We start from the raw sequence: 15,616 nt of genomic DNA on the forward strand, positions 1-15,616 counted from the left end.
AATTCAAAATGGCGATTAAAAAGTATAAACCAACCAGTAATGGTCGTCGTGGCATGACTACTTCAGATTTTGCTGAAATCACGACTGACAAACCAGAAAAATCGTTGCTTGCACCGCTACACAAAAAAGGCGGACGTAACAACCAAGGTAGATTGACTGTTCGTCATCAAGGTGGCGGTCACAAACGTCAATACCGTATCATCGACTTTAAGCGTGATAAAGACGGTATACCTGGACGCGTTGCTACAATCGAGTATGATCCAAACCGTTCAGCGAACATCGCTCTTGTAAACTATGCAGATGGTGAGAAACGTTACATTCTTGCTCCGAAAGGAATCCAAGTTGGTACTGAAGTTACTTCTGGACCAGAAGCTGACATCAAACCAGGTAATGCTCTTCCACTTATCAACATCCCAGTTGGTACAGTTGTGCATAACATTGAATTAAAACCAGGTAAAGGTGGACAATTAGTTCGTTCTGCTGGTACTTCTGCTCAAGTTCTTGGTAAAGAAGGTAAATACGTTCTTGTACGTTTGAACTCAGGAGAAGTTCGCATGATTCTTTCTGCTTGCCGTGCGACTATCGGTCAAGTTGGAAACGAGCAACACGAATTAATTAACATCGGTAAAGCTGGACGTTCTCGCTGGAAAGGCGTACGCCCAACAGTTCGTGGTTCTGTAATGAACCCTAACGATCACCCACACGGTGGTGGTGAAGGACGCGCTCCAATCGGACGTAAATCACCAATGTCTCCATGGGGTAAACCGACTCTTGGATTCAAGACTCGTAAGAAAACCAACAAGTCTGATAAATTCATTGTACGTCGTCGTAAAAACAAGTAACGGGGTTGTCTACGGTTCATTTAGGACCGTAGTTCAATCACGAAGGGAGGTTCCACAATGGCTCGCAGCTTAAAAAAAGGACCATTTGTTGATGATCATTTGATGGCTAAAGTCGAGAAATTGAAAGAAACTGACAAAAAGCAAGTCGTAAAAACTTGGTCTCGTCGTTCTACAATTTTCCCACAATTCATCGGTCACACAATCGCTGTCTATGACGGACGCAAACATGTACCTGTTTTCATTTCTGAAGATATGGTAGGTCACAAATTGGGCGAATTCGCACCAAGCCGTACTTACAAAGGTCATGCTAGTGACGATAAAAAAACAAGACGCTAATGAGAGGAGGCTTTTAAATGCAAGCTAAAGCTGTCGCAAGAACAGTCCGTATTGCTCCTCGTAAAGCACGTCTAGTAATGGACCTGATCCGAGGTAAGCAAGTAGGAGAAGCAGTTTCTATCTTAAACCTTACACCTAAGGCTGCTTCACCAATTATTGAAAAAGTATTAAAATCTGCTATCGCAAACGCTGAGCACAACTACGAGTTGGACGCTAACAGCCTAGTGATTACTCAAGCATTCGTTGACGAAGGTCCAACACTTAAGAGATTCCGTCCACGTGCTATGGGTCGTGCGAGCGCAATTAACAAACGTACTAGCCACATTACAATCGTTGTATCAGAAAAGAAGGAGGGATAATCCGTGGGTCAAAAGGTAAATCCAGTAGGTCTTCGTATTGGCGTCATTCGTGATTGGGAATCTAAATGGTTCGCAGGAAAAGATTACGCTGACTTCTTACATGAAGACTTGAAAATCCGTGAATTCATCAGCAAGCGTTTGTCTGACGCGTCTGTTTCTAAAGTAGAAATCGAACGTGCTGCAAACCGCGTAAATATCACAATCCACACGGCTAAACCAGGTATGGTAATTGGTAAAGGCGGATCTGAAGTTGAAGCACTTCGTAAAGCTCTTAACAGCCTAACTGGCAAACGTGTACACATCAACATTCTTGAAATCAAGAGAGCAGATCTTGATGCTCAGCTAGTTGCTGAAAACATCGCTCGTCAACTTGAAAATCGTATTTCATTCCGTCGTGCACAAAAACAAACAATCCAACGCACAATGCGTGCTGGAGCACAAGGAATCAAAACAATGGTTTCTGGTCGTCTTGGCGGTGCAGATATTGCTCGTTCTGAATATTACAGTGAAGGTACTGTTCCATTGCACACACTTCGTGCTGACATCGACTATGCTACTGCTGAAGCTGACACTACTTATGGTAAGCTTGGCGTAAAAGTATGGATCTATCGTGGAGAAGTCCTTCCAACTAAGAAGAATACTGCGGAAGGAGGAAAATAATATGTTATTGCCAAAACGCGTGAAGTATCGCAGAGAACATCGTGGAAAAATGCGTGGTCGTGCAAAAGGCGGTACTGAAGTACATTTCGGTGAGTACGGTATCCAAGCTCTTGAAGCTTCTTGGATCACAAACCGTCAAATCGAAGCTGCTCGTATTGCTATGACTCGTTACATGAAACGTGGCGGTAAAGTTTGGATTAAAATTTTCCCTTCTAAGCCATACACAGCTAAACCTCTAGAGGTCCGCATGGGTTCCGGTAAAGGTGCTCCAGAAGGATGGGTAGCTGTAGTAAAACCGGGCAAAGTTTTATTTGAAATTTCTGGTGTATCTGAAGAAGTTGCTCGTGAAGCTCTTCGTCTTGCATCTCACAAATTGCCAATTAAAACGAAGTTCGTAAAACGTGAAGAAATTGGTGGTGAATCAAATGAAAGCTAATGAAATTCGTGACCTTACCACTGCTGAAATTGAACAAAAAGTAAAGTCTCTTAAAGAAGAACTTTTCAATCTTCGTTTCCAATTAGCGACTGGGCAGCTTGAAAATACTGCTCGCATTCGTGAAGTGCGTAAATCAATCGCACGCATGAAAACTGTGATTCGTCAAAGAGAAATCGCTGCTAATAAATAATAATTAGAGGGGAGGCCCCGCAAACATGAGCGAACGTAACCAACGTAAAGTGTATCAAGGTCGTGTTGTTTCTGACAAAATGGATAAAACCATCACTGTTGTAGTTGAAACATACAAAAAGCATTCACTTTATGGAAAACGTGTAAGATACTCTAAAAAGTTAAAAGCACATGATGAAAACAACCAAGCAAAAATCGGAGACATCGTAAAGGTCATGGAAACTCGTCCTTTATCTGCGACTAAACGCTTTCGTCTAGTTGAAGTTGTCGAAGAAGCTGTTATTATCTAATAAAGTTCGGATTTCTTTTTCCGAAAGGAGGTAACATTAATGATTCAACAGGAGACTCGTTTAAAAGTAGCTGACAACTCTGGCGCACGCGAAGTACTAACGATTAAAGTTCTTGGTGGCTCTGGACGTAAGACGGCTAACATCGGTGATGTCATTGTTTGTACGGTTAAACAAGCAACACCTGGAGGCGTTGTCAAAAAAGGTGAAGTTGTGAAAGCAGTTATCGTTCGTACTAAGAGCGGAGCTCGCAGAAACGATGGATCTTACATCAGTTTCGACGAAAATGCTTGTGTCATCATCCGTGACGACAAGAGCCCACGTGGAACTCGTATCTTCGGACCAGTAGCACGTGAACTTCGTGAAAACAACTATATGAAAATTGTTTCTCTAGCACCAGAAGTACTTTAATGAATACAATCCGCGACTCAAGGAGGTGCGATTAAATGCATGTTAAAAAGGGCGATAAAGTAGTGGTTATCTCTGGTAAAGATAAAGGTAAACAAGGTGTCATCCTTGCTGCTTTCCCTAAAAAGGAACGTGTTTTAGTAGAAGGTATTAACCTTGTGAAAAAACACTCTAAACCAACCCAAGCTAACCCTCAAGGCGGAATTTCTGAACAAGAAGCGCCGATCCACGTATCAAACGTTATGCCGCTTGATCCTAAAACAGGTGAAGTGACACGTGTTGGGTATAAAGTTGAGGACGGAAAGAAAGTCCGTGTAGCGAAAAAATCTGGGCAAGTTCTAGATAAATAGTAAATAAGGAAGGGAGGTCTTTCTCATGAACCGCCTTAAAGAAAAGTATGTAAAAGAAATTACACCTGCATTAGTTTCTAAGTTTGAATACAAATCAGTAATGCAAGTGCCAAAAATCGAAAAAATCGTGATCAACATGGGTGTTGGTGACGCCGTTCAAAACGCTAAAGCAATCGATACTGCTGTTGAAGAATTAACGTTTATCGCTGGTCAAAAACCTGTCGTTACTCGTGCGAAGAAGTCTATTGCTGGATTCCGTCTACGTGAAGGAATGCCAATCGGTGCGAAAGTAACACTTCGCGGAGAGCGCATGTATGATTTCCTTGATAAACTTATTTCTGTGTCTTTACCACGTGTACGTGACTTCCGCGGGATTTCTAAGAAATCTTTCGACGGTCGTGGAAACTACACGCTTGGTATTAAAGAACAGTTAATCTTCCCAGAAATTGATTACGATAAAGTAACAAAGGTCCGCGGTATGGATATCGTTATCGTTACTACTGCCAATACGGACGAAGAAGCACGTGAGTTATTAACTCAAGTAGGTATGCCGTTCCAGAAATAATCAATGAAAGGGAGGCGAAATCGTGGCTAAAAAGTCTATGATTGCGAAACAACAACGCAAACAAAAGTTTAAAGTTCAAGAGTATACGCGCTGCGAACGATGTGGTCGTCCACATTCAGTTATTCGTAAGTTTAAACTTTGCCGTATTTGTTTCCGCGAACTTGCATATAAAGGACAAATTCCTGGCGTTAAAAAAGCCAGCTGGTAATCCCCATAAATGGGAAGGAGGTTATTAAATAATGGTTATGACAGATCCGATTGCAGATTTGCTGACTCGTATTCGCAATGCGAACATGGTACGTCATGAGAAGCTAGAAGTACCGGCTTCAAAAATCAAAAGAGAAATTGCTGAAATCTTAAAGCGTGAAGGTTTTATCCGTGACGTTGAGTACGTCGAAGACAGCAAACAAGGAATTATCCGTTTGTTCCTTAAATACGGCCAAAACAACGAACGTGTTATCACTGGTCTTAAAAGAATCAGTAAACCTGGTTTACGCGTATATGCGAAATCAAATGAAGTACCACGTGTACTTAACGGACTTGGAATCGCAATTATTTCTACATCACAAGGTGTTTTATCGGACAAAGAAGCCCGTGCTAAACAAGCTGGTGGAGAAGTACTTGCTTACGTATGGTAAAAAAAGTTTAAGATGAATGGAGGTGCTTGGTATGTCTCGTATAGGTAAAAAACTAATCGAGATCCCTTCAGGAGTTACTGTGACAAACAACGATAACACAGTGACAGTAAAGGGACCAAAAGGTGAACTAACTCGTGCATTTCACCCTGATATGGAAATTAAAATTGAGGACAACGTCTTAACTGTAAGCCGTCCGTCTGAAAATAAAGAACACCGTGCATTACATGGTACAACACGTAGCTTGATTGCAAACATGGTTGAAGGTGTATCTAAAGGTTTCGAAAGAGGTTTAGAACTTATCGGTGTCGGTTACCGTGCAGCTAAATCTGGAAACAAACTTGTTCTTAACGTTGGATACTCTCATCCAGTTGAAATCGTTCCTGAGGCTGGAGTTGAAATCGAAGTTCCATCTCAAACGAAAGTAGTCATTAAAGGTATCGATAAAGAGCGTGTAGGAGCTCTAGCTTCTAACATCCGCGCTGTCCGTGCTCCAGAGCCTTACAAAGGTAAAGGAATTCGTTACGAAGGTGAATTTGTTCGCCGTAAAGAAGGAAAAACTGGTAAGTAAGATCGCTTAATGTGAAGAAAGGAGTGACTCGGATGATTACGAAAACTAGCAAAAACGCTACTCGTCTTAAAAGACATGCTCGTGTTCGTGCGAAACTTTCAGGTACTGCTGAAAGACCTCGCCTTAACGTTTTCCGTTCTAACAAGAATATCTACGCTCAAGTAATTGATGATGTTAACGGTGTAACACTTGTAAGTGCTTCTACTCTTGATAAAGAGTTAAAGATCGAGAATAGTTCTGACACTGCAGCTGCTACTAAAGTTGGCGAACTTGTTGCAAAACGTGCTGTTGAAAAAGGAATCTCTAACGTGGTATTTGACCGCGGAGGATACCTATATCATGGACGTGTAAAAGCTCTAGCTGAAGCTGCTCGTGAGGCTGGACTTAAATTTTAATAAAAGAAGGAGGGACACATCCGAATGAGTCGTATTGACCCAAGCAAATTAGAGTTAGAAGAACGCTTAGTTACGGTTAACCGCGTAGCGAAAGTTGTTAAAGGTGGACGTCGTTTCCGTTTTGCAGCTTTAGTTGTTGTCGGTGACAAAAACGGTCATGTAGGTTTCGGTACTGGTAAAGCACAAGAAGTACCAGAAGCGATCCGCAAAGCTGTTGAAGATGCGAAAAAGAATTTAATTGAAGTACCAATGGTTGGAACTACAATTCCACATGAAATCATCGGTCGATTCGGTGCAGGAAACGTTCTATTGAAGCCTGCTTCAGAAGGTACAGGAGTTATCGCTGGAGGCCCAGTGCGTGCGGTACTTGAGCTTGCTGGTCTAGCTGATATCCTTTCTAAATCTCTAGGTTCTAATACACCGATCAACATGATCCGCGCAACACTTCAAGGTTTAAGTGAGCTTAAACGTGCTGAAGATGTAGCGAAGCTTCGTGGAAAATCTGTAGAAGACCTGTTAGGATAAGGAGGGAACAATAATGGCAAATAAATTAGAAATTACCCTCAAACGCAGTGTAATCGGTCGCCCTGAAGATCAGCGTGTCACTGTTCGTACTCTTGGTCTTAAGAAAACAAACCAAACAGTCGTACATGAAGACAATGCAGCGATCCGCGGCATGATTAACAAGGTGTCTCATTTAGTTTCTGTTAAAGAACAATAAAACATTTTTAATCGATAAGGAGGTGCCCAAATGAAACTTCATGAATTGAAGCCTTCAGAAGGTTCACGTAAAGTACGCAACCGTGTTGGTCGTGGTATTGGATCAGGTAACGGTAAAACTTCTGGTAAAGGTCATAAAGGTCAAAACGCTCGTTCTGGCGGCGGTGTACGCCCTGGTTTCGAAGGTGGTCAGATGCCTTTATTCCAACGCCTTCCAAAACGTGGTTTTACAAACATCAACCGTAAAGATTACGCGGTAATCAACTTAGACAGATTAAACAGTTTTGACGAAGGAACGGAAGTAACTCCTGAACTTCTTCTAGAGACTGGTGCAATAAGCAAGTTAAAAGCAGGAGTAAAAATTCTTGGCAACGGTAAATTAGAAAAAAAATTAACTGTAAAAGCCAATAAATTCTCTGCTTCTGCGAAAGAAGCGATTGAAGCTGCTGGCGGTACAGCCGAGGTGATCTAACTTGTTTAAGACAATCTCCAATTTTATGCGCGTGAAAGATATACGGAATAAGATTATATTCACACTTTTAATGTTAGTCGTCTTTCGTATAGGTGCTTTCATCCCTGTGCCTAATGTGAACGCCGAAGTTCTCCAGGCACAGGATCAAATGAGTGTTTTCGGAATCCTCAACACGTTTGGGGGCGGGGCACTTTTCCAATTCTCCATTCTTGCAATGGGGATTATGCCGTATATCACTGCTTCGATCATCATTCAGCTCTTGCAGATGGATGTTGTTCCGAAGTTTACTGAGTGGTCAAAGCAAGGAGAGGTTGGCCGCCGAAAATTAGCACAATTCACAAGGTATTTTACAATTGTTCTAGGATTTATCCAGGCGTTAGGAATGTCATATGGATTCAACAATATGGCAGGAGGCATGCTGATTGAAAACCCTGGTGTTTCAACGTATCTCTTAATTGCGGTCGTACTCACTGCGGGAACAGCATTTTTAATGTGGCTGGGTGAGCAGATTACTGCTCACGGTGTTGGTAACGGGATTTCGATTATTATCTTTTCCGGTATTATCGCTGGTATCCCTCAAACATTAAAACAAGTGTACGCTCAACAATTTGTAGGTGGAGATGGACAGCTGTTCATGCAAATCCTTAAAATTGCCCTTATTGTAATTGCCATTCTTGTCATTGTTATCGGTGTTATTTACATTCAAATGGCAGTGAGAAAGATTGCAATTCAATATTCAAAAGGAACTGGCCGTGCACAAATGTCTGCTAGTCAAGCAACGCACCTTCCATTGAAAGTGAATCCAGCAGGGGTGATTCCAGTCATCTTTGCCGTTTCGTTCATTATTACTCCGCAGACGATCGCATCGTTCTTCGGAACCAATAATGTGACAACTTGGATAACCAACAACTTTGACTATACTAAGCCAATCGGTATGACGATTTATGTAGCACTGATTGTTGCTTTCACATATTTTTATGCCTTTGTCCAAGTCAATCCTGAACAAATGGCTGAAAATCTGCAAAAGCAGGGTGGCTATATCCCGGGAGTTCGTCCAGGGAAAATGACTCAAGATAGAATTACGAGCATTTTGTACCGACTCACGTTTGTGGGCGCCATTTTCTTAGCCGTGATTTCAATACTTCCTATCTTTTTCATTCAATTCGCTGGATTACCTTCCGCTGCACAAATTGGCGGCACAAGTCTTCTCATTGTTGTAGGTGTTGCACTTGAAACGATGAAACAGCTTGAAAGCCAATTAGTGAAACGAAACTACCGTGGATTTATGAAATAAAACAGAGGGCTGGGCAGCTGCCCAACCTCTCTAAGTAAGGAAGGGGAAATCCGAAATGAACTTAGTCTTAATGGGGCTTCCGGGTGCTGGTAAAGGCACTCAGGCAGAACGAATTGTTGATGATTATGGGATCCCTCATATCTCAACAGGAGATATGTTCCGCGCTGCTATGAAAGAGGAGACACAACTTGGGCTCGAAGCAAAATCCTTTATCGATAAAGGAGAGCTTGTTCCTGATGAGGTCACAATCGGTATTGTTAGAGAAAGACTTGGCAAAAATGATTGTGAACAAGGTTTTCTTCTGGACGGATTTCCGCGAACAGTCGCTCAGGCTGAAGCTTTAGAAGAAATTCTAAAGGACCTTGGCAGAACGATTGATTATGTCATTAATATTAAAGTCGATAAAGATGCTTTGATGGAGCGTCTGACTGGCCGAAGAATTTGCAAAAATTGCGGAGCAACATATCATTTAGTATTCAATCCACCTGCGAAAGAAAATGTTTGCGACAAGTGTGGAGGCGAGCTTTATCAACGTGCAGATGATAATGCAGAAACTGTTTCGACTAGGCTTGAAGTAAACTTAAAGCAGACTGAACCTTTACTGAATTTCTATTCAGAAAAAGGATATCTTGTAAACATTGATGGTGCGAAGCACATTAACGATGTATATGCAGATATCAAGGACCTGCTTGGAGGATTAAATAAATGATTATCTGTAAAACTCCTCGCGAGCTTGAGATTATGAGGGAAGCTGGACGTATTGTCGCACTGACTCATGAAGAGCTGAAGAAACATATAAAACCAGGTATTTCGACAAAAGAATTGGATCAAATTGCCGAACGTTTTATTACAAAGCAGGGTGCAATCCCATCTTTTAAAGGGTATAATGGTTTTCGCGGGAGCATTTGCGTTTCGGTGAATGAAGAACTCGTTCACGGTATTCCTGGTAAACGGGTTTTACGTGATGGTGACATCATTAGTATCGATATTGGCGCAAAGTTAAATGGCTATCATGGTGACTCTGCTTGGACTTATCCAGTTGGGGTAATCAGTGATGAAGACCGCAAACTACTGGAAGTCACAGAGGAATCTCTATATAAAGGCTTACAGGAAGCAAAGCCAGGCGAACGTCTGTCGAACATTTCCCATGCCATACAAACGTATGTTGAAAATGAGAATTTTTCAGTTGTTAGAGAATATGTTGGACATGGGGTCGGACAGGATCTTCATGAGGACCCTCAAATTCCTCATTATGGTCCGCCCAACAAAGGCCCGCGGCTAAAACCTGGGATGGTGTTGGCCATCGAACCGATGGTGAACGCAGGCAGCCGATATGTGAAAACATTGGCTGATAACTGGACGGTTGTAACGGTTGATGGGAAAAAGTGTGCTCACTTCGAGCATACGATTGCGATTACAGATACAGGTTTTGATATACTGACTAAGATTTAGGTCTTCACTGAAGCCTTTCAGGCCCAAATCGGGCAGGTTGTCTGTATAGTCCAAAGAAAGAACAAGATCAGTATACAGGTGTCATCGGCATGTTTCGTTGGCTGCCATGTACTAATCGCAGACGGAGAAAAGCGTAAATTTCATTCTCCTAAGAAAAAATATCAATCATATAACCTTTTATGATTGCGTATCTCCGGAAGTTCAGAACAGTATATTCAAAACAGGTCGGGTGATAGATGGACAATTGAGAGATTCTCATTTGGACATTTGTCAGAGAGCAAGTTACTGATTTGAAGAAGGGAGAACACTTGAATGGCGAAAGACGATGTAATTGAAGTGGAAGGTACTGTAGCAGAAACTTTGCCAAATGCAATGTTCAAAGTTGAACTAGAGAATGGTCATACAGTTTTGGCTCATGTATCAGGAAAAATCCGTATGCACTTCATTCGCATTTTACCTGGAGACAAAGTTACGGTAGAATTATCTCCATATGACTTAACTCGTGGTAGAATTACGTACCGTTACAAATAAAGCAACTCCGGAAGAAGGAGGTTGGAAACACATGAAAGTGAGACCATCTGTTAAACCTATCTGTGAAAAATGTAAAGTGATTCGCAGAAAAGGAAAAGTAATGGTGATCTGTGAAAACCCAAAACATAAACAAAAACAAGGCTAATAACAAGGAGGTGCCCAAATCATGGCTCGTATTGCTGGTGTAGATATTCCACGTGATAAGCGTGTTGTCATTTCTTTAACATATGTTTTTGGAATTGGTCGTACGACTGCGCAACAAGTCCTTAAAGAAGCAGGTGTTTCTGAAGACACTCGCGTTCGCGATCTAACTGAAGACGAACTTGGTAAAATCCGTGATATCATTGACAAACTTAAAGTAGAAGGTGACCTTCGTCGTGAAGTTTCACTTAACATTAAGCGTCTAATTGAAATCGGAAGCTACCGCGGAATCCGTCATCGTAGAGGACTTCCTGTTCGTGGACAAAACACAAAAAACAACGCGCGTACTCGTAAAGGTCCGCGTCGTACTGTAGCTAACAAGAAAAAATAAGTAAAGGAGGTAGTTAAAGAATGGCTGCTGCTCGTAAACAAAATACGCGTAAACGTCGCGTGAAAAAGAATATTGAAGCTGGAATCGCTCATATCCGTTCCACTTTCAACAACACGATTGTAACGATTACTGATGTTCATGGAAACGCAATTTCTTGGTCAAGTGCTGGTGCATTAGGATTCAGAGGTTCTCGTAAATCTACTCCTTTTGCTGCACAAATGGCTGCTGAAACTGCTGCTAAAGGTTCTATCGAACATGGTCTTAAAACACTTGAAGTAACTGTTAAAGGTCCTGGTTCTGGTCGTGAAGCTGCAATTCGTGCGCTTCAAGCTGCAGGTCTTGAAGTTACTGCAATTAGAGACGTAACTCCAGTTCCTCATAACGGATGCCGTCCACCAAAACGTCGCCGCGTGTAATTTGTTTGTATAGATTTTGTGTCCCTGTCAATAATGGGTTATGATACAGTTATTTATGAGACGAATACACGACTCGTTGCCTGAGCACATACGGGACTAAACAATGAGGAATTTCGGATGGAATCTCATATGATTCTATTCGAGGTTTCGACGTTTTGAAGGAGGGTTTTATTAGATGATCGAAATTGAAAAACCAAAAATCGAAACGGTTGAAATCAGCGACGATGCCAAGTATGGCAAGTTTGTCGTAGAGCCACTTGAGCGTGGATATGGTACCACTTTAGGGAACTCCCTTCGTCGTATCCTTTTATCCTCACTTCCTGGTGCAGCTGTAACATCGATCCAGATAGATGGTGTCTTACACGAATTCTCAACGATCGAAGGCGTGGTTGAAGATGTTACAACGATTATCTTAAACATTAAAAAGCTTGCACTCAAAATCTACTCTGAAGAAGAGAAGACGCTTGAAATTGATGTACAAGATGAAGGTACTGTAACAGCTGCTGATATTACACACGACAGCGATATTGAAATCTTAAATCCAGATCTTCACATCGCAACTCTTGGCAAGAATGCGAGCTTCCGTGTTCGTTTAACTGCACAAAGAGGTCGCGGATATAATCCTGCTGATGCAAACAAAAGAGACGATCAGCCAATCGGTGTGATTCCGATCGACTCAATCTATACACCTGTATCTCGTGTGACTTATCAAGTGGAGAACACCCGTGTTGGGCAAATCACAAACTATGATAAACTAACACTAGATGTATGGACTGATGGAAGCACAGGACCGAAAGAAGCGATCGCTCTAGGTTCTAAGATTTTAACTGAACACCTGAATATTTTCGTTGGGTTAACTGACGAAGCTCAGCATGCTGAAATTATGGTTGAGAAAGAAGAAGACCAAAAAGAAAAAGTGCTTGAAATGACAATTGAAGAGCTTGATCTTTCTGTTCGTTCTTACAACTGTTTGAAGCGTGCGGGTATTAATACTGTTCAAGAGCTTGCTAACAAGACAGAAGAGGATATGATGAAAGTTCGTAACCTTGGACGTAAATCTCTTGAAGAAGTGAAAGCGAAACTAGAAGAACTTGGACTGGGTCTTCGTAAAGACGATTGACTAGTTTCATTGTGAACTAGGATTTTCGTGTGTTTTTTATTCATACAGCATCTCTAATTAAGGAGGGGACATCACATGGCATACAGAAAGCTAGGACGCACTAGTGCACAACGTAAAGCAATGCTTCGTGACCTAACGACTGATTTGATCATCAACGAACGCATCGAAACAACTGAAACACGTGCGAAAGAACTTCGCTCTGTAGTTGAAAAAATGATCACTCTTGGCAAACGCGGAGATCTTCATGCTCGCCGTCAAGCTGCAGCTTACATTCGTAATGAAGTAGCTAACGCTGAAACAAACCAAGATGCACTTCAAAAATTATTCGCTGACGTTGCAACTCGCTACGAAGATCGCCAAGGTGGATACACTCGTATCATGAAGCTTGGACCTCGTCGCGGCGATGGCGCACCAATGGCTGTCATTGAATTAGTTTAATCACATATCGTGTATCTAAGAAAGGGCGGGACAGTTCATAACTGGATCTATGCCCTTTTTTAGGTACTACGGCTTTTTAGGAATAAGCAAAGAAGAGGTTGAGCTGAGAGGAGGTCCGGTAGAGATGGGGAAGACATTAATTGACGTAAAGGACATTGTATTTCGTTATCACAAGGATGCGGACAAGCCCGCATTAGATCAAGTGTCACTGCATGTGAATCAAAATGAATGGCTCGCCATTGTTGGTCATAACGGTTCAGGTAAATCCACACTTGCCCGTGTGCTGAATGGGCTCATTTTACCGGATGCTGGTACGGTCAAGGTTGGAGAGATTGAGCTCAAAGAAGAAAGTGTGTGGGATATTCGCAAAAAGGTCGGAATGGTCTTTCAAAACCCAGATAACCAATTTGTGGGCTCAACGGTTCGTGATGATGTGGCTTTTGGTTTAGAAAATAACGGGGTTGAGCGGGAATTGATGATAGAACGTGTAGATTGGGCTGTCAAACAGGTCAATATGCAGGAGTTTCTTGATCAAGAGCCGCACCATCTATCAGGCGGGCAGAAGCAGAGAGTCGCTATTGCAGGTGTGCTTGCCGCAAGCCCTGACATCATGATCTTGGATGAAGCAACATCAATGCTTGATCCGATTGGCCGTGAAGAAGTGTTAGAGACTGTTAGACTACTGAAGGAACAAGGAACAGTCACAGTCATTTCCATCACACATGATTTAGACGAGGCTGCCAAGGCAGACCGCGTCATTGTGATGAATGGCGGGAAGAAATTTGCCGAGGGAACGCCAGAGGAAGTATTTGAACTAGATGAACAGCTGGTTCAGATTGGACTTGATCTGCCATTCTCCTATCGATTGAGCAAGCAATTGAAGCAGCAAGGTGTGCCGCTTGCAAATGCCCATTTGACACAAGAAGGATTGGTGAAAGAGCTATGGACATTACGATCAAAGAATTAGAGCATCGTTATCAAATGAAAACGCCGTTTGAGCGTCTCGCTTTGTATGATGTCAATGCTTCCATCAAAGAGGGCAGCTATGTTGCTGTCATTGGTCATACGGGCTCTGGCAAGTCCACATTGCTGCAGCATTTAAATGGATTGCTCAAACCAACGAAGGGGAGCATTGCGCTTGGAAAGACAGTTTTACAAGCCAATAAAAAGCAGAAGGATATGAAACCCCTCCGGAAAAAGGTAGGCATCGTGTTTCAGTTTCCTGAGCATCAGCTCTTTGAGGAAACCATCCTCAAGGATATCTGCTTTGGTCCGATGAACTTCGGCGTTCCTCAAGAGAAGGCAGAAGCGAAGGCGAAGGAGATGCTGAAACTGGTTGGTCTTCCTGAGTCCCTGTTATCTCGATCTCCCTTTGAACTAAGCGGCGGTCAAATGAGACGTGTGGCGATTGCAGGCGTTTTAGCGATGGAGCCAGAGGTGCTTGTGCTTGATGAGCCGACTGCTGGGCTGGATCCACGCGGGCGGAAGGAAATCATGGACATGTTCTATGACCTTCATCAAAAGGCAAACCTCACCACGATTCTTGTCACACACAGTATGGAAGATGCCGCTCATTATGCGGATCAAATGATTGTGATGCATAAAGGGACAGTGAAGGCGACAGGTACGCCGAGAGAGTTGTTTGCCAATCGTACAGACATGTCTTCGTTTGGTCTCGACCTCCCAGAAACGATTAAATTCCAGCAGACTGTAGAAGAAAAGCTTGGTATTACGTTTCCAAGGCCGCTTCTGACCATGGATGAAATGGCAGAAGCCTTAACAGCTCTTTATCAGGAGGACACGACATCATGATGGATAGTATGATTATCGGCAAATATGTGCCAGGTTCATCCTTTGTCCATCGTCTTGATCCAAGGACAAAGCTGTTATCAATTTTCTTTTTTGTTTTTATTGTCTTTTTTGCTAATAATTACATCACTTACGGGCTTTTAGGTGTCTTTACCATCCTTGTGGTGATGGTTTCTCAGGTGCCGCTATACTTTATTCTCAAGGGAATGAAGCCGATCCTATGGATTGTCCTGTTTACCTTTATTCTGCATATTTTCATGACAAAGGATGGCGCCTTGCTATTCCACTTTGGTTTTCTGAATATTTATGAAGAAGGTTTAAAGCAGGGAATATTCATTTCACTCCGTTTTGTCTATCTCATCATGATGACGACACTTCTTACGTTAACCACAACGCCTATAGAAGTGACAGACGGGATGGAGAAGCTGCTGCACCCATTCCGTAAAATCAAACTGCCTGTTCATGAGCTTGCTCTCATGATGTCCATCTCTCTTCGGTTTATTCCGACGTTATTAGAAGAGACGGACAAAATCATGAAGGCACAAATGGCACGAGGCGTTGATTTTACAAGCGGACCTTTAAAGGATCGCATGAAAGCCATCGTTCCTTTGCTTGTTCCGCTTTTCGTCAGTGCGTTTAAGCGTGCAGAAGAACTGGCGACCGCGATGGAAGCGAGAGGCTACCGCGGGGGAGAAGGACGGACGAAATACCGTCAGCTTGTCTGGGGCATGAAGGACACGTTCACGCTGCTTCTATTCATCCTGTTAACAGCACTCCTTGTGCTGCTTAGAAATTAGGT

General features: G+C 42.5%; 29 protein-coding genes and 1 pseudogene. All 30 read left to right on the forward strand.

Going from position 1 to position 15,616, the window contains the following annotated elements; genetic code table 11:
- Nucleotides 1–8: 8 nt before the first annotated feature.
- The 30 genes and pseudogenes from rplB (at nt 9) to ACLGGR_RS18460 (ending at nt 15,614) form a co-directional block, all read left to right on the forward strand.
- Nucleotides 9–842, forward strand: a complete 834-nt coding sequence (rplB, locus tag ACLGGR_RS18315; protein ID WP_024425599.1) for a 50S ribosomal protein L2 — start codon at nt 9–11, stop codon at nt 840–842.
- A 57-nt stretch (nt 843–899) separates the two neighbouring features.
- Entirely contained in the window at nt 900–1,178 is a 279-nt protein-coding gene (rpsS, locus tag ACLGGR_RS18320) for a 30S ribosomal protein S19 (protein WP_410973642.1), read from the forward strand.
- Between the two features lie 17 nt (nt 1,179–1,195).
- Nucleotides 1,196–1,537 (forward strand): 50S ribosomal protein L22, encoded by a 342-nt coding sequence (rplV, locus tag ACLGGR_RS18325; protein ID WP_007496316.1) that lies wholly within the window; start codon nt 1,196–1,198, stop codon nt 1,535–1,537.
- Between the two features lie 3 nt (nt 1,538–1,540).
- Nucleotides 1,541–2,197, forward strand: a complete 657-nt coding sequence (rpsC, locus tag ACLGGR_RS18330) for a 30S ribosomal protein S3 (RefSeq protein WP_003217241.1) — start codon at nt 1,541–1,543, stop codon at nt 2,195–2,197.
- 1 nt (nt 2,198) lies between these two features.
- Complete coding sequence (gene rplP / locus ACLGGR_RS18335; RefSeq protein ID WP_003156478.1) at nt 2,199–2,633, forward strand: 50S ribosomal protein L16; 435 nt, start codon at nt 2,199–2,201, stop codon at nt 2,631–2,633.
- Nucleotides 2,623–2,823, forward strand: a complete 201-nt coding sequence (gene rpmC / locus ACLGGR_RS18340; protein WP_003217155.1) for a 50S ribosomal protein L29 — start codon at nt 2,623–2,625, stop codon at nt 2,821–2,823. The genes rplP and rpmC overlap by 11 nt, the downstream gene beginning before the upstream one ends.
- Before the next feature lie 25 nt (nt 2,824–2,848).
- Entirely contained in the window at nt 2,849–3,112 is a 264-nt protein-coding gene (gene rpsQ, locus ACLGGR_RS18345; RefSeq protein ID WP_012008705.1) for a 30S ribosomal protein S17, read from the forward strand.
- A gap of 39 nt (nt 3,113–3,151) precedes the next feature.
- Nucleotides 3,152–3,520: a 50S ribosomal protein L14 gene (gene rplN, locus ACLGGR_RS18350; protein WP_003216882.1), complete on the forward strand. Its 369-nt coding sequence runs from the start codon at nt 3,152–3,154 to the stop codon at nt 3,518–3,520.
- 35 nt (nt 3,521–3,555) lie between these two features.
- Nucleotides 3,556–3,867: a 50S ribosomal protein L24 gene (gene rplX, locus ACLGGR_RS18355; RefSeq protein WP_008356538.1), complete on the forward strand. Its 312-nt coding sequence runs from the start codon at nt 3,556–3,558 to the stop codon at nt 3,865–3,867.
- Nucleotides 3,868–3,892: 25 nt separating this feature from the next.
- Nucleotides 3,893–4,432 carry a 50S ribosomal protein L5 gene (rplE, locus tag ACLGGR_RS18360; RefSeq protein ID WP_003217159.1) on the forward strand — a complete coding sequence of 180 codons (540 nt, stop codon included), beginning with the start codon at nt 3,893–3,895 and terminating at the stop codon, nt 4,430–4,432.
- A gap of 22 nt (nt 4,433–4,454) precedes the next feature.
- Nucleotides 4,455–4,640, forward strand: coding sequence for a 30S ribosomal protein S14 (gene rpsN / locus ACLGGR_RS18365; RefSeq protein ID WP_008356542.1), 186 nt, complete (start codon nt 4,455–4,457; stop codon nt 4,638–4,640).
- Nucleotides 4,641–4,671: 31 nt separating this feature from the next.
- A complete protein-coding gene (rpsH, locus tag ACLGGR_RS18370; protein ID WP_007496327.1) occupies nt 4,672–5,070 on the forward strand; it encodes a 30S ribosomal protein S8 in 399 nt (132 codons plus the stop codon).
- Nucleotides 5,071–5,101: 31 nt separating this feature from the next.
- Entirely contained in the window at nt 5,102–5,638 is a 537-nt protein-coding gene (gene rplF, locus ACLGGR_RS18375) for a 50S ribosomal protein L6 (RefSeq protein ID WP_142946780.1), read from the forward strand.
- Nucleotides 5,639–5,670: 32 nt separating this feature from the next.
- Nucleotides 5,671–6,033 (forward strand): 50S ribosomal protein L18, encoded by a 363-nt coding sequence (gene rplR, locus ACLGGR_RS18380; RefSeq protein ID WP_008356544.1) that lies wholly within the window; start codon nt 5,671–5,673, stop codon nt 6,031–6,033.
- 24 nt (nt 6,034–6,057) lie between these two features.
- Entirely contained in the window at nt 6,058–6,558 is a 501-nt protein-coding gene (rpsE, locus tag ACLGGR_RS18385; protein ID WP_007496332.1) for a 30S ribosomal protein S5, read from the forward strand.
- A gap of 13 nt (nt 6,559–6,571) precedes the next feature.
- The gene (rpmD, locus tag ACLGGR_RS18390) at nt 6,572–6,754 is read left to right on the forward strand and encodes a 50S ribosomal protein L30 (RefSeq protein WP_003217067.1); all 183 of its coding nucleotides are present in this window, start codon (nt 6,572–6,574) and stop codon (nt 6,752–6,754) included.
- Between the two features lie 30 nt (nt 6,755–6,784).
- Nucleotides 6,785–7,225, forward strand: coding sequence for a 50S ribosomal protein L15 (gene rplO / locus ACLGGR_RS18395; protein ID WP_003216888.1), 441 nt, complete (start codon nt 6,785–6,787; stop codon nt 7,223–7,225).
- Between the two features lies 1 nt (nt 7,226).
- Complete coding sequence (gene secY / locus ACLGGR_RS18400; RefSeq protein ID WP_047203799.1) at nt 7,227–8,519, forward strand: preprotein translocase subunit SecY; 1,293 nt, start codon at nt 7,227–7,229, stop codon at nt 8,517–8,519.
- A 55-nt stretch (nt 8,520–8,574) separates the two neighbouring features.
- Nucleotides 8,575–9,228: an adenylate kinase gene (locus ACLGGR_RS18405; protein WP_034283883.1), complete on the forward strand. Its 654-nt coding sequence runs from the start codon at nt 8,575–8,577 to the stop codon at nt 9,226–9,228.
- Entirely contained in the window at nt 9,225–9,971 is a 747-nt protein-coding gene (gene map / locus ACLGGR_RS18410; protein WP_003217210.1) for a type I methionyl aminopeptidase, read from the forward strand. The genes ACLGGR_RS18405 and map overlap by 4 nt, the downstream gene beginning before the upstream one ends.
- Before the next feature lie 45 nt (nt 9,972–10,016).
- Nucleotides 10,017–10,306 (forward strand): annotated as a pseudogene (locus ACLGGR_RS18415) (KOW domain-containing RNA-binding protein).
- Nucleotides 10,284–10,502 (forward strand): translation initiation factor IF-1, encoded by a 219-nt coding sequence (infA, locus tag ACLGGR_RS18420; RefSeq protein ID WP_003217190.1) that lies wholly within the window; start codon nt 10,284–10,286, stop codon nt 10,500–10,502. The pseudogene ACLGGR_RS18415 and the gene infA overlap by 23 nt, the downstream one beginning before the upstream one ends.
- A gap of 31 nt (nt 10,503–10,533) precedes the next feature.
- Nucleotides 10,534–10,647, forward strand: a complete 114-nt coding sequence (gene rpmJ / locus ACLGGR_RS18425; protein WP_003156543.1) for a 50S ribosomal protein L36 — start codon at nt 10,534–10,536, stop codon at nt 10,645–10,647.
- A gap of 21 nt (nt 10,648–10,668) precedes the next feature.
- Entirely contained in the window at nt 10,669–11,034 is a 366-nt protein-coding gene (gene rpsM, locus ACLGGR_RS18430; RefSeq protein WP_003217023.1) for a 30S ribosomal protein S13, read from the forward strand.
- Nucleotides 11,035–11,054: 20 nt separating this feature from the next.
- Nucleotides 11,055–11,450 (forward strand): 30S ribosomal protein S11, encoded by a 396-nt coding sequence (gene rpsK, locus ACLGGR_RS18435; RefSeq protein ID WP_003217231.1) that lies wholly within the window; start codon nt 11,055–11,057, stop codon nt 11,448–11,450.
- A gap of 175 nt (nt 11,451–11,625) precedes the next feature.
- The gene (locus ACLGGR_RS18440) at nt 11,626–12,570 is read left to right on the forward strand and encodes a DNA-directed RNA polymerase subunit alpha (RefSeq protein ID WP_003217009.1); all 945 of its coding nucleotides are present in this window, start codon (nt 11,626–11,628) and stop codon (nt 12,568–12,570) included.
- Nucleotides 12,571–12,645: 75 nt separating this feature from the next.
- Nucleotides 12,646–13,008: a 50S ribosomal protein L17 gene (gene rplQ, locus ACLGGR_RS18445; RefSeq protein ID WP_003216944.1), complete on the forward strand. Its 363-nt coding sequence runs from the start codon at nt 12,646–12,648 to the stop codon at nt 13,006–13,008.
- A gap of 124 nt (nt 13,009–13,132) precedes the next feature.
- Nucleotides 13,133–13,975 (forward strand): energy-coupling factor ABC transporter ATP-binding protein, encoded by an 843-nt coding sequence (locus ACLGGR_RS18450; RefSeq protein ID WP_008356549.1) that lies wholly within the window; start codon nt 13,133–13,135, stop codon nt 13,973–13,975.
- Nucleotides 13,951–14,820, forward strand: a complete 870-nt coding sequence (locus tag ACLGGR_RS18455; RefSeq protein ID WP_046314386.1) for an energy-coupling factor ABC transporter ATP-binding protein — start codon at nt 13,951–13,953, stop codon at nt 14,818–14,820. Before ACLGGR_RS18450 ends, ACLGGR_RS18455 begins: the two co-directional genes overlap by 25 nt.
- Nucleotides 14,817–15,614, forward strand: a complete 798-nt coding sequence (locus ACLGGR_RS18460) for an energy-coupling factor transporter transmembrane component T family protein (RefSeq protein ID WP_034283880.1) — start codon at nt 14,817–14,819, stop codon at nt 15,612–15,614. The genes ACLGGR_RS18455 and ACLGGR_RS18460 overlap by 4 nt, the downstream gene beginning before the upstream one ends.
- The last annotated feature ends 2 nt before the right edge of the window (nt 15,615–15,616 follow it).

Origin of the sequence: Bacillus sp. BD48 (genome assembly GCF_046566805.1) — a bacterium.
Lineage (GTDB): Bacteria > Bacillota > Bacilli > Bacillales > Bacillaceae > Bacillus > Bacillus safensis.

Excerpts from the sequence above, each read along its gene's own strand:
- rplB (WP_024425599.1), top strand. The coding sequence starts at position 9 with ATGGCGATTAAAAAGTATAAACCAACCAGTAATGGTCGTCGTGGCATG.
- rpsS (WP_410973642.1), top strand. The coding sequence starts at position 900 with ATGGCTCGCAGCTTAAAAAAAGGACCATTTGTTGATGATCATTTGATG.
- rplV (WP_007496316.1), top strand. The coding sequence starts at position 1,196 with ATGCAAGCTAAAGCTGTCGCAAGAACAGTCCGTATTGCTCCTCGTAAA.
- rplP (WP_003156478.1), top strand. The coding sequence starts at position 2,199 with ATGTTATTGCCAAAACGCGTGAAGTATCGCAGAGAACATCGTGGAAAA.
- rpmC (WP_003217155.1), top strand. The coding sequence starts at position 2,623 with ATGAAAGCTAATGAAATTCGTGACCTTACCACTGCTGAAATTGAACAA.
- rpsQ (WP_012008705.1), top strand. The coding sequence starts at position 2,849 with ATGAGCGAACGTAACCAACGTAAAGTGTATCAAGGTCGTGTTGTTTCT.
- rplN (WP_003216882.1), top strand. The coding sequence starts at position 3,152 with ATGATTCAACAGGAGACTCGTTTAAAAGTAGCTGACAACTCTGGCGCA.
- rplX (WP_008356538.1), top strand. The coding sequence starts at position 3,556 with ATGCATGTTAAAAAGGGCGATAAAGTAGTGGTTATCTCTGGTAAAGAT.
- rplE (WP_003217159.1), top strand. The coding sequence starts at position 3,893 with ATGAACCGCCTTAAAGAAAAGTATGTAAAAGAAATTACACCTGCATTA.
- rpsH (WP_007496327.1), top strand. The coding sequence starts at position 4,672 with ATGGTTATGACAGATCCGATTGCAGATTTGCTGACTCGTATTCGCAAT.
- rplF (WP_142946780.1), top strand. The coding sequence starts at position 5,102 with ATGTCTCGTATAGGTAAAAAACTAATCGAGATCCCTTCAGGAGTTACT.
- rplR (WP_008356544.1), top strand. The coding sequence starts at position 5,671 with ATGATTACGAAAACTAGCAAAAACGCTACTCGTCTTAAAAGACATGCT.
- rpsE (WP_007496332.1), top strand. The coding sequence starts at position 6,058 with ATGAGTCGTATTGACCCAAGCAAATTAGAGTTAGAAGAACGCTTAGTT.
- rpmD (WP_003217067.1), top strand. The coding sequence starts at position 6,572 with ATGGCAAATAAATTAGAAATTACCCTCAAACGCAGTGTAATCGGTCGC.
- rplO (WP_003216888.1), top strand. The coding sequence starts at position 6,785 with ATGAAACTTCATGAATTGAAGCCTTCAGAAGGTTCACGTAAAGTACGC.
- ACLGGR_RS18405 (WP_034283883.1), top strand. The coding sequence starts at position 8,575 with ATGAACTTAGTCTTAATGGGGCTTCCGGGTGCTGGTAAAGGCACTCAG.
- map (WP_003217210.1), top strand. The coding sequence starts at position 9,225 with ATGATTATCTGTAAAACTCCTCGCGAGCTTGAGATTATGAGGGAAGCT.
- infA (WP_003217190.1), top strand. The coding sequence starts at position 10,284 with ATGGCGAAAGACGATGTAATTGAAGTGGAAGGTACTGTAGCAGAAACT.
- rpmJ (WP_003156543.1), top strand. The coding sequence starts at position 10,534 with ATGAAAGTGAGACCATCTGTTAAACCTATCTGTGAAAAATGTAAAGTG.
- rpsM (WP_003217023.1), top strand. The coding sequence starts at position 10,669 with ATGGCTCGTATTGCTGGTGTAGATATTCCACGTGATAAGCGTGTTGTC.
- rpsK (WP_003217231.1), top strand. The coding sequence starts at position 11,055 with ATGGCTGCTGCTCGTAAACAAAATACGCGTAAACGTCGCGTGAAAAAG.
- ACLGGR_RS18440 (WP_003217009.1), top strand. The coding sequence starts at position 11,626 with ATGATCGAAATTGAAAAACCAAAAATCGAAACGGTTGAAATCAGCGAC.
- rplQ (WP_003216944.1), top strand. The coding sequence starts at position 12,646 with ATGGCATACAGAAAGCTAGGACGCACTAGTGCACAACGTAAAGCAATG.
- ACLGGR_RS18450 (WP_008356549.1), top strand. The coding sequence starts at position 13,133 with ATGGGGAAGACATTAATTGACGTAAAGGACATTGTATTTCGTTATCAC.
- ACLGGR_RS18455 (WP_046314386.1), top strand. The coding sequence starts at position 13,951 with ATGGACATTACGATCAAAGAATTAGAGCATCGTTATCAAATGAAAACG.
- ACLGGR_RS18460 (WP_034283880.1), top strand. The coding sequence starts at position 14,817 with ATGATGGATAGTATGATTATCGGCAAATATGTGCCAGGTTCATCCTTT.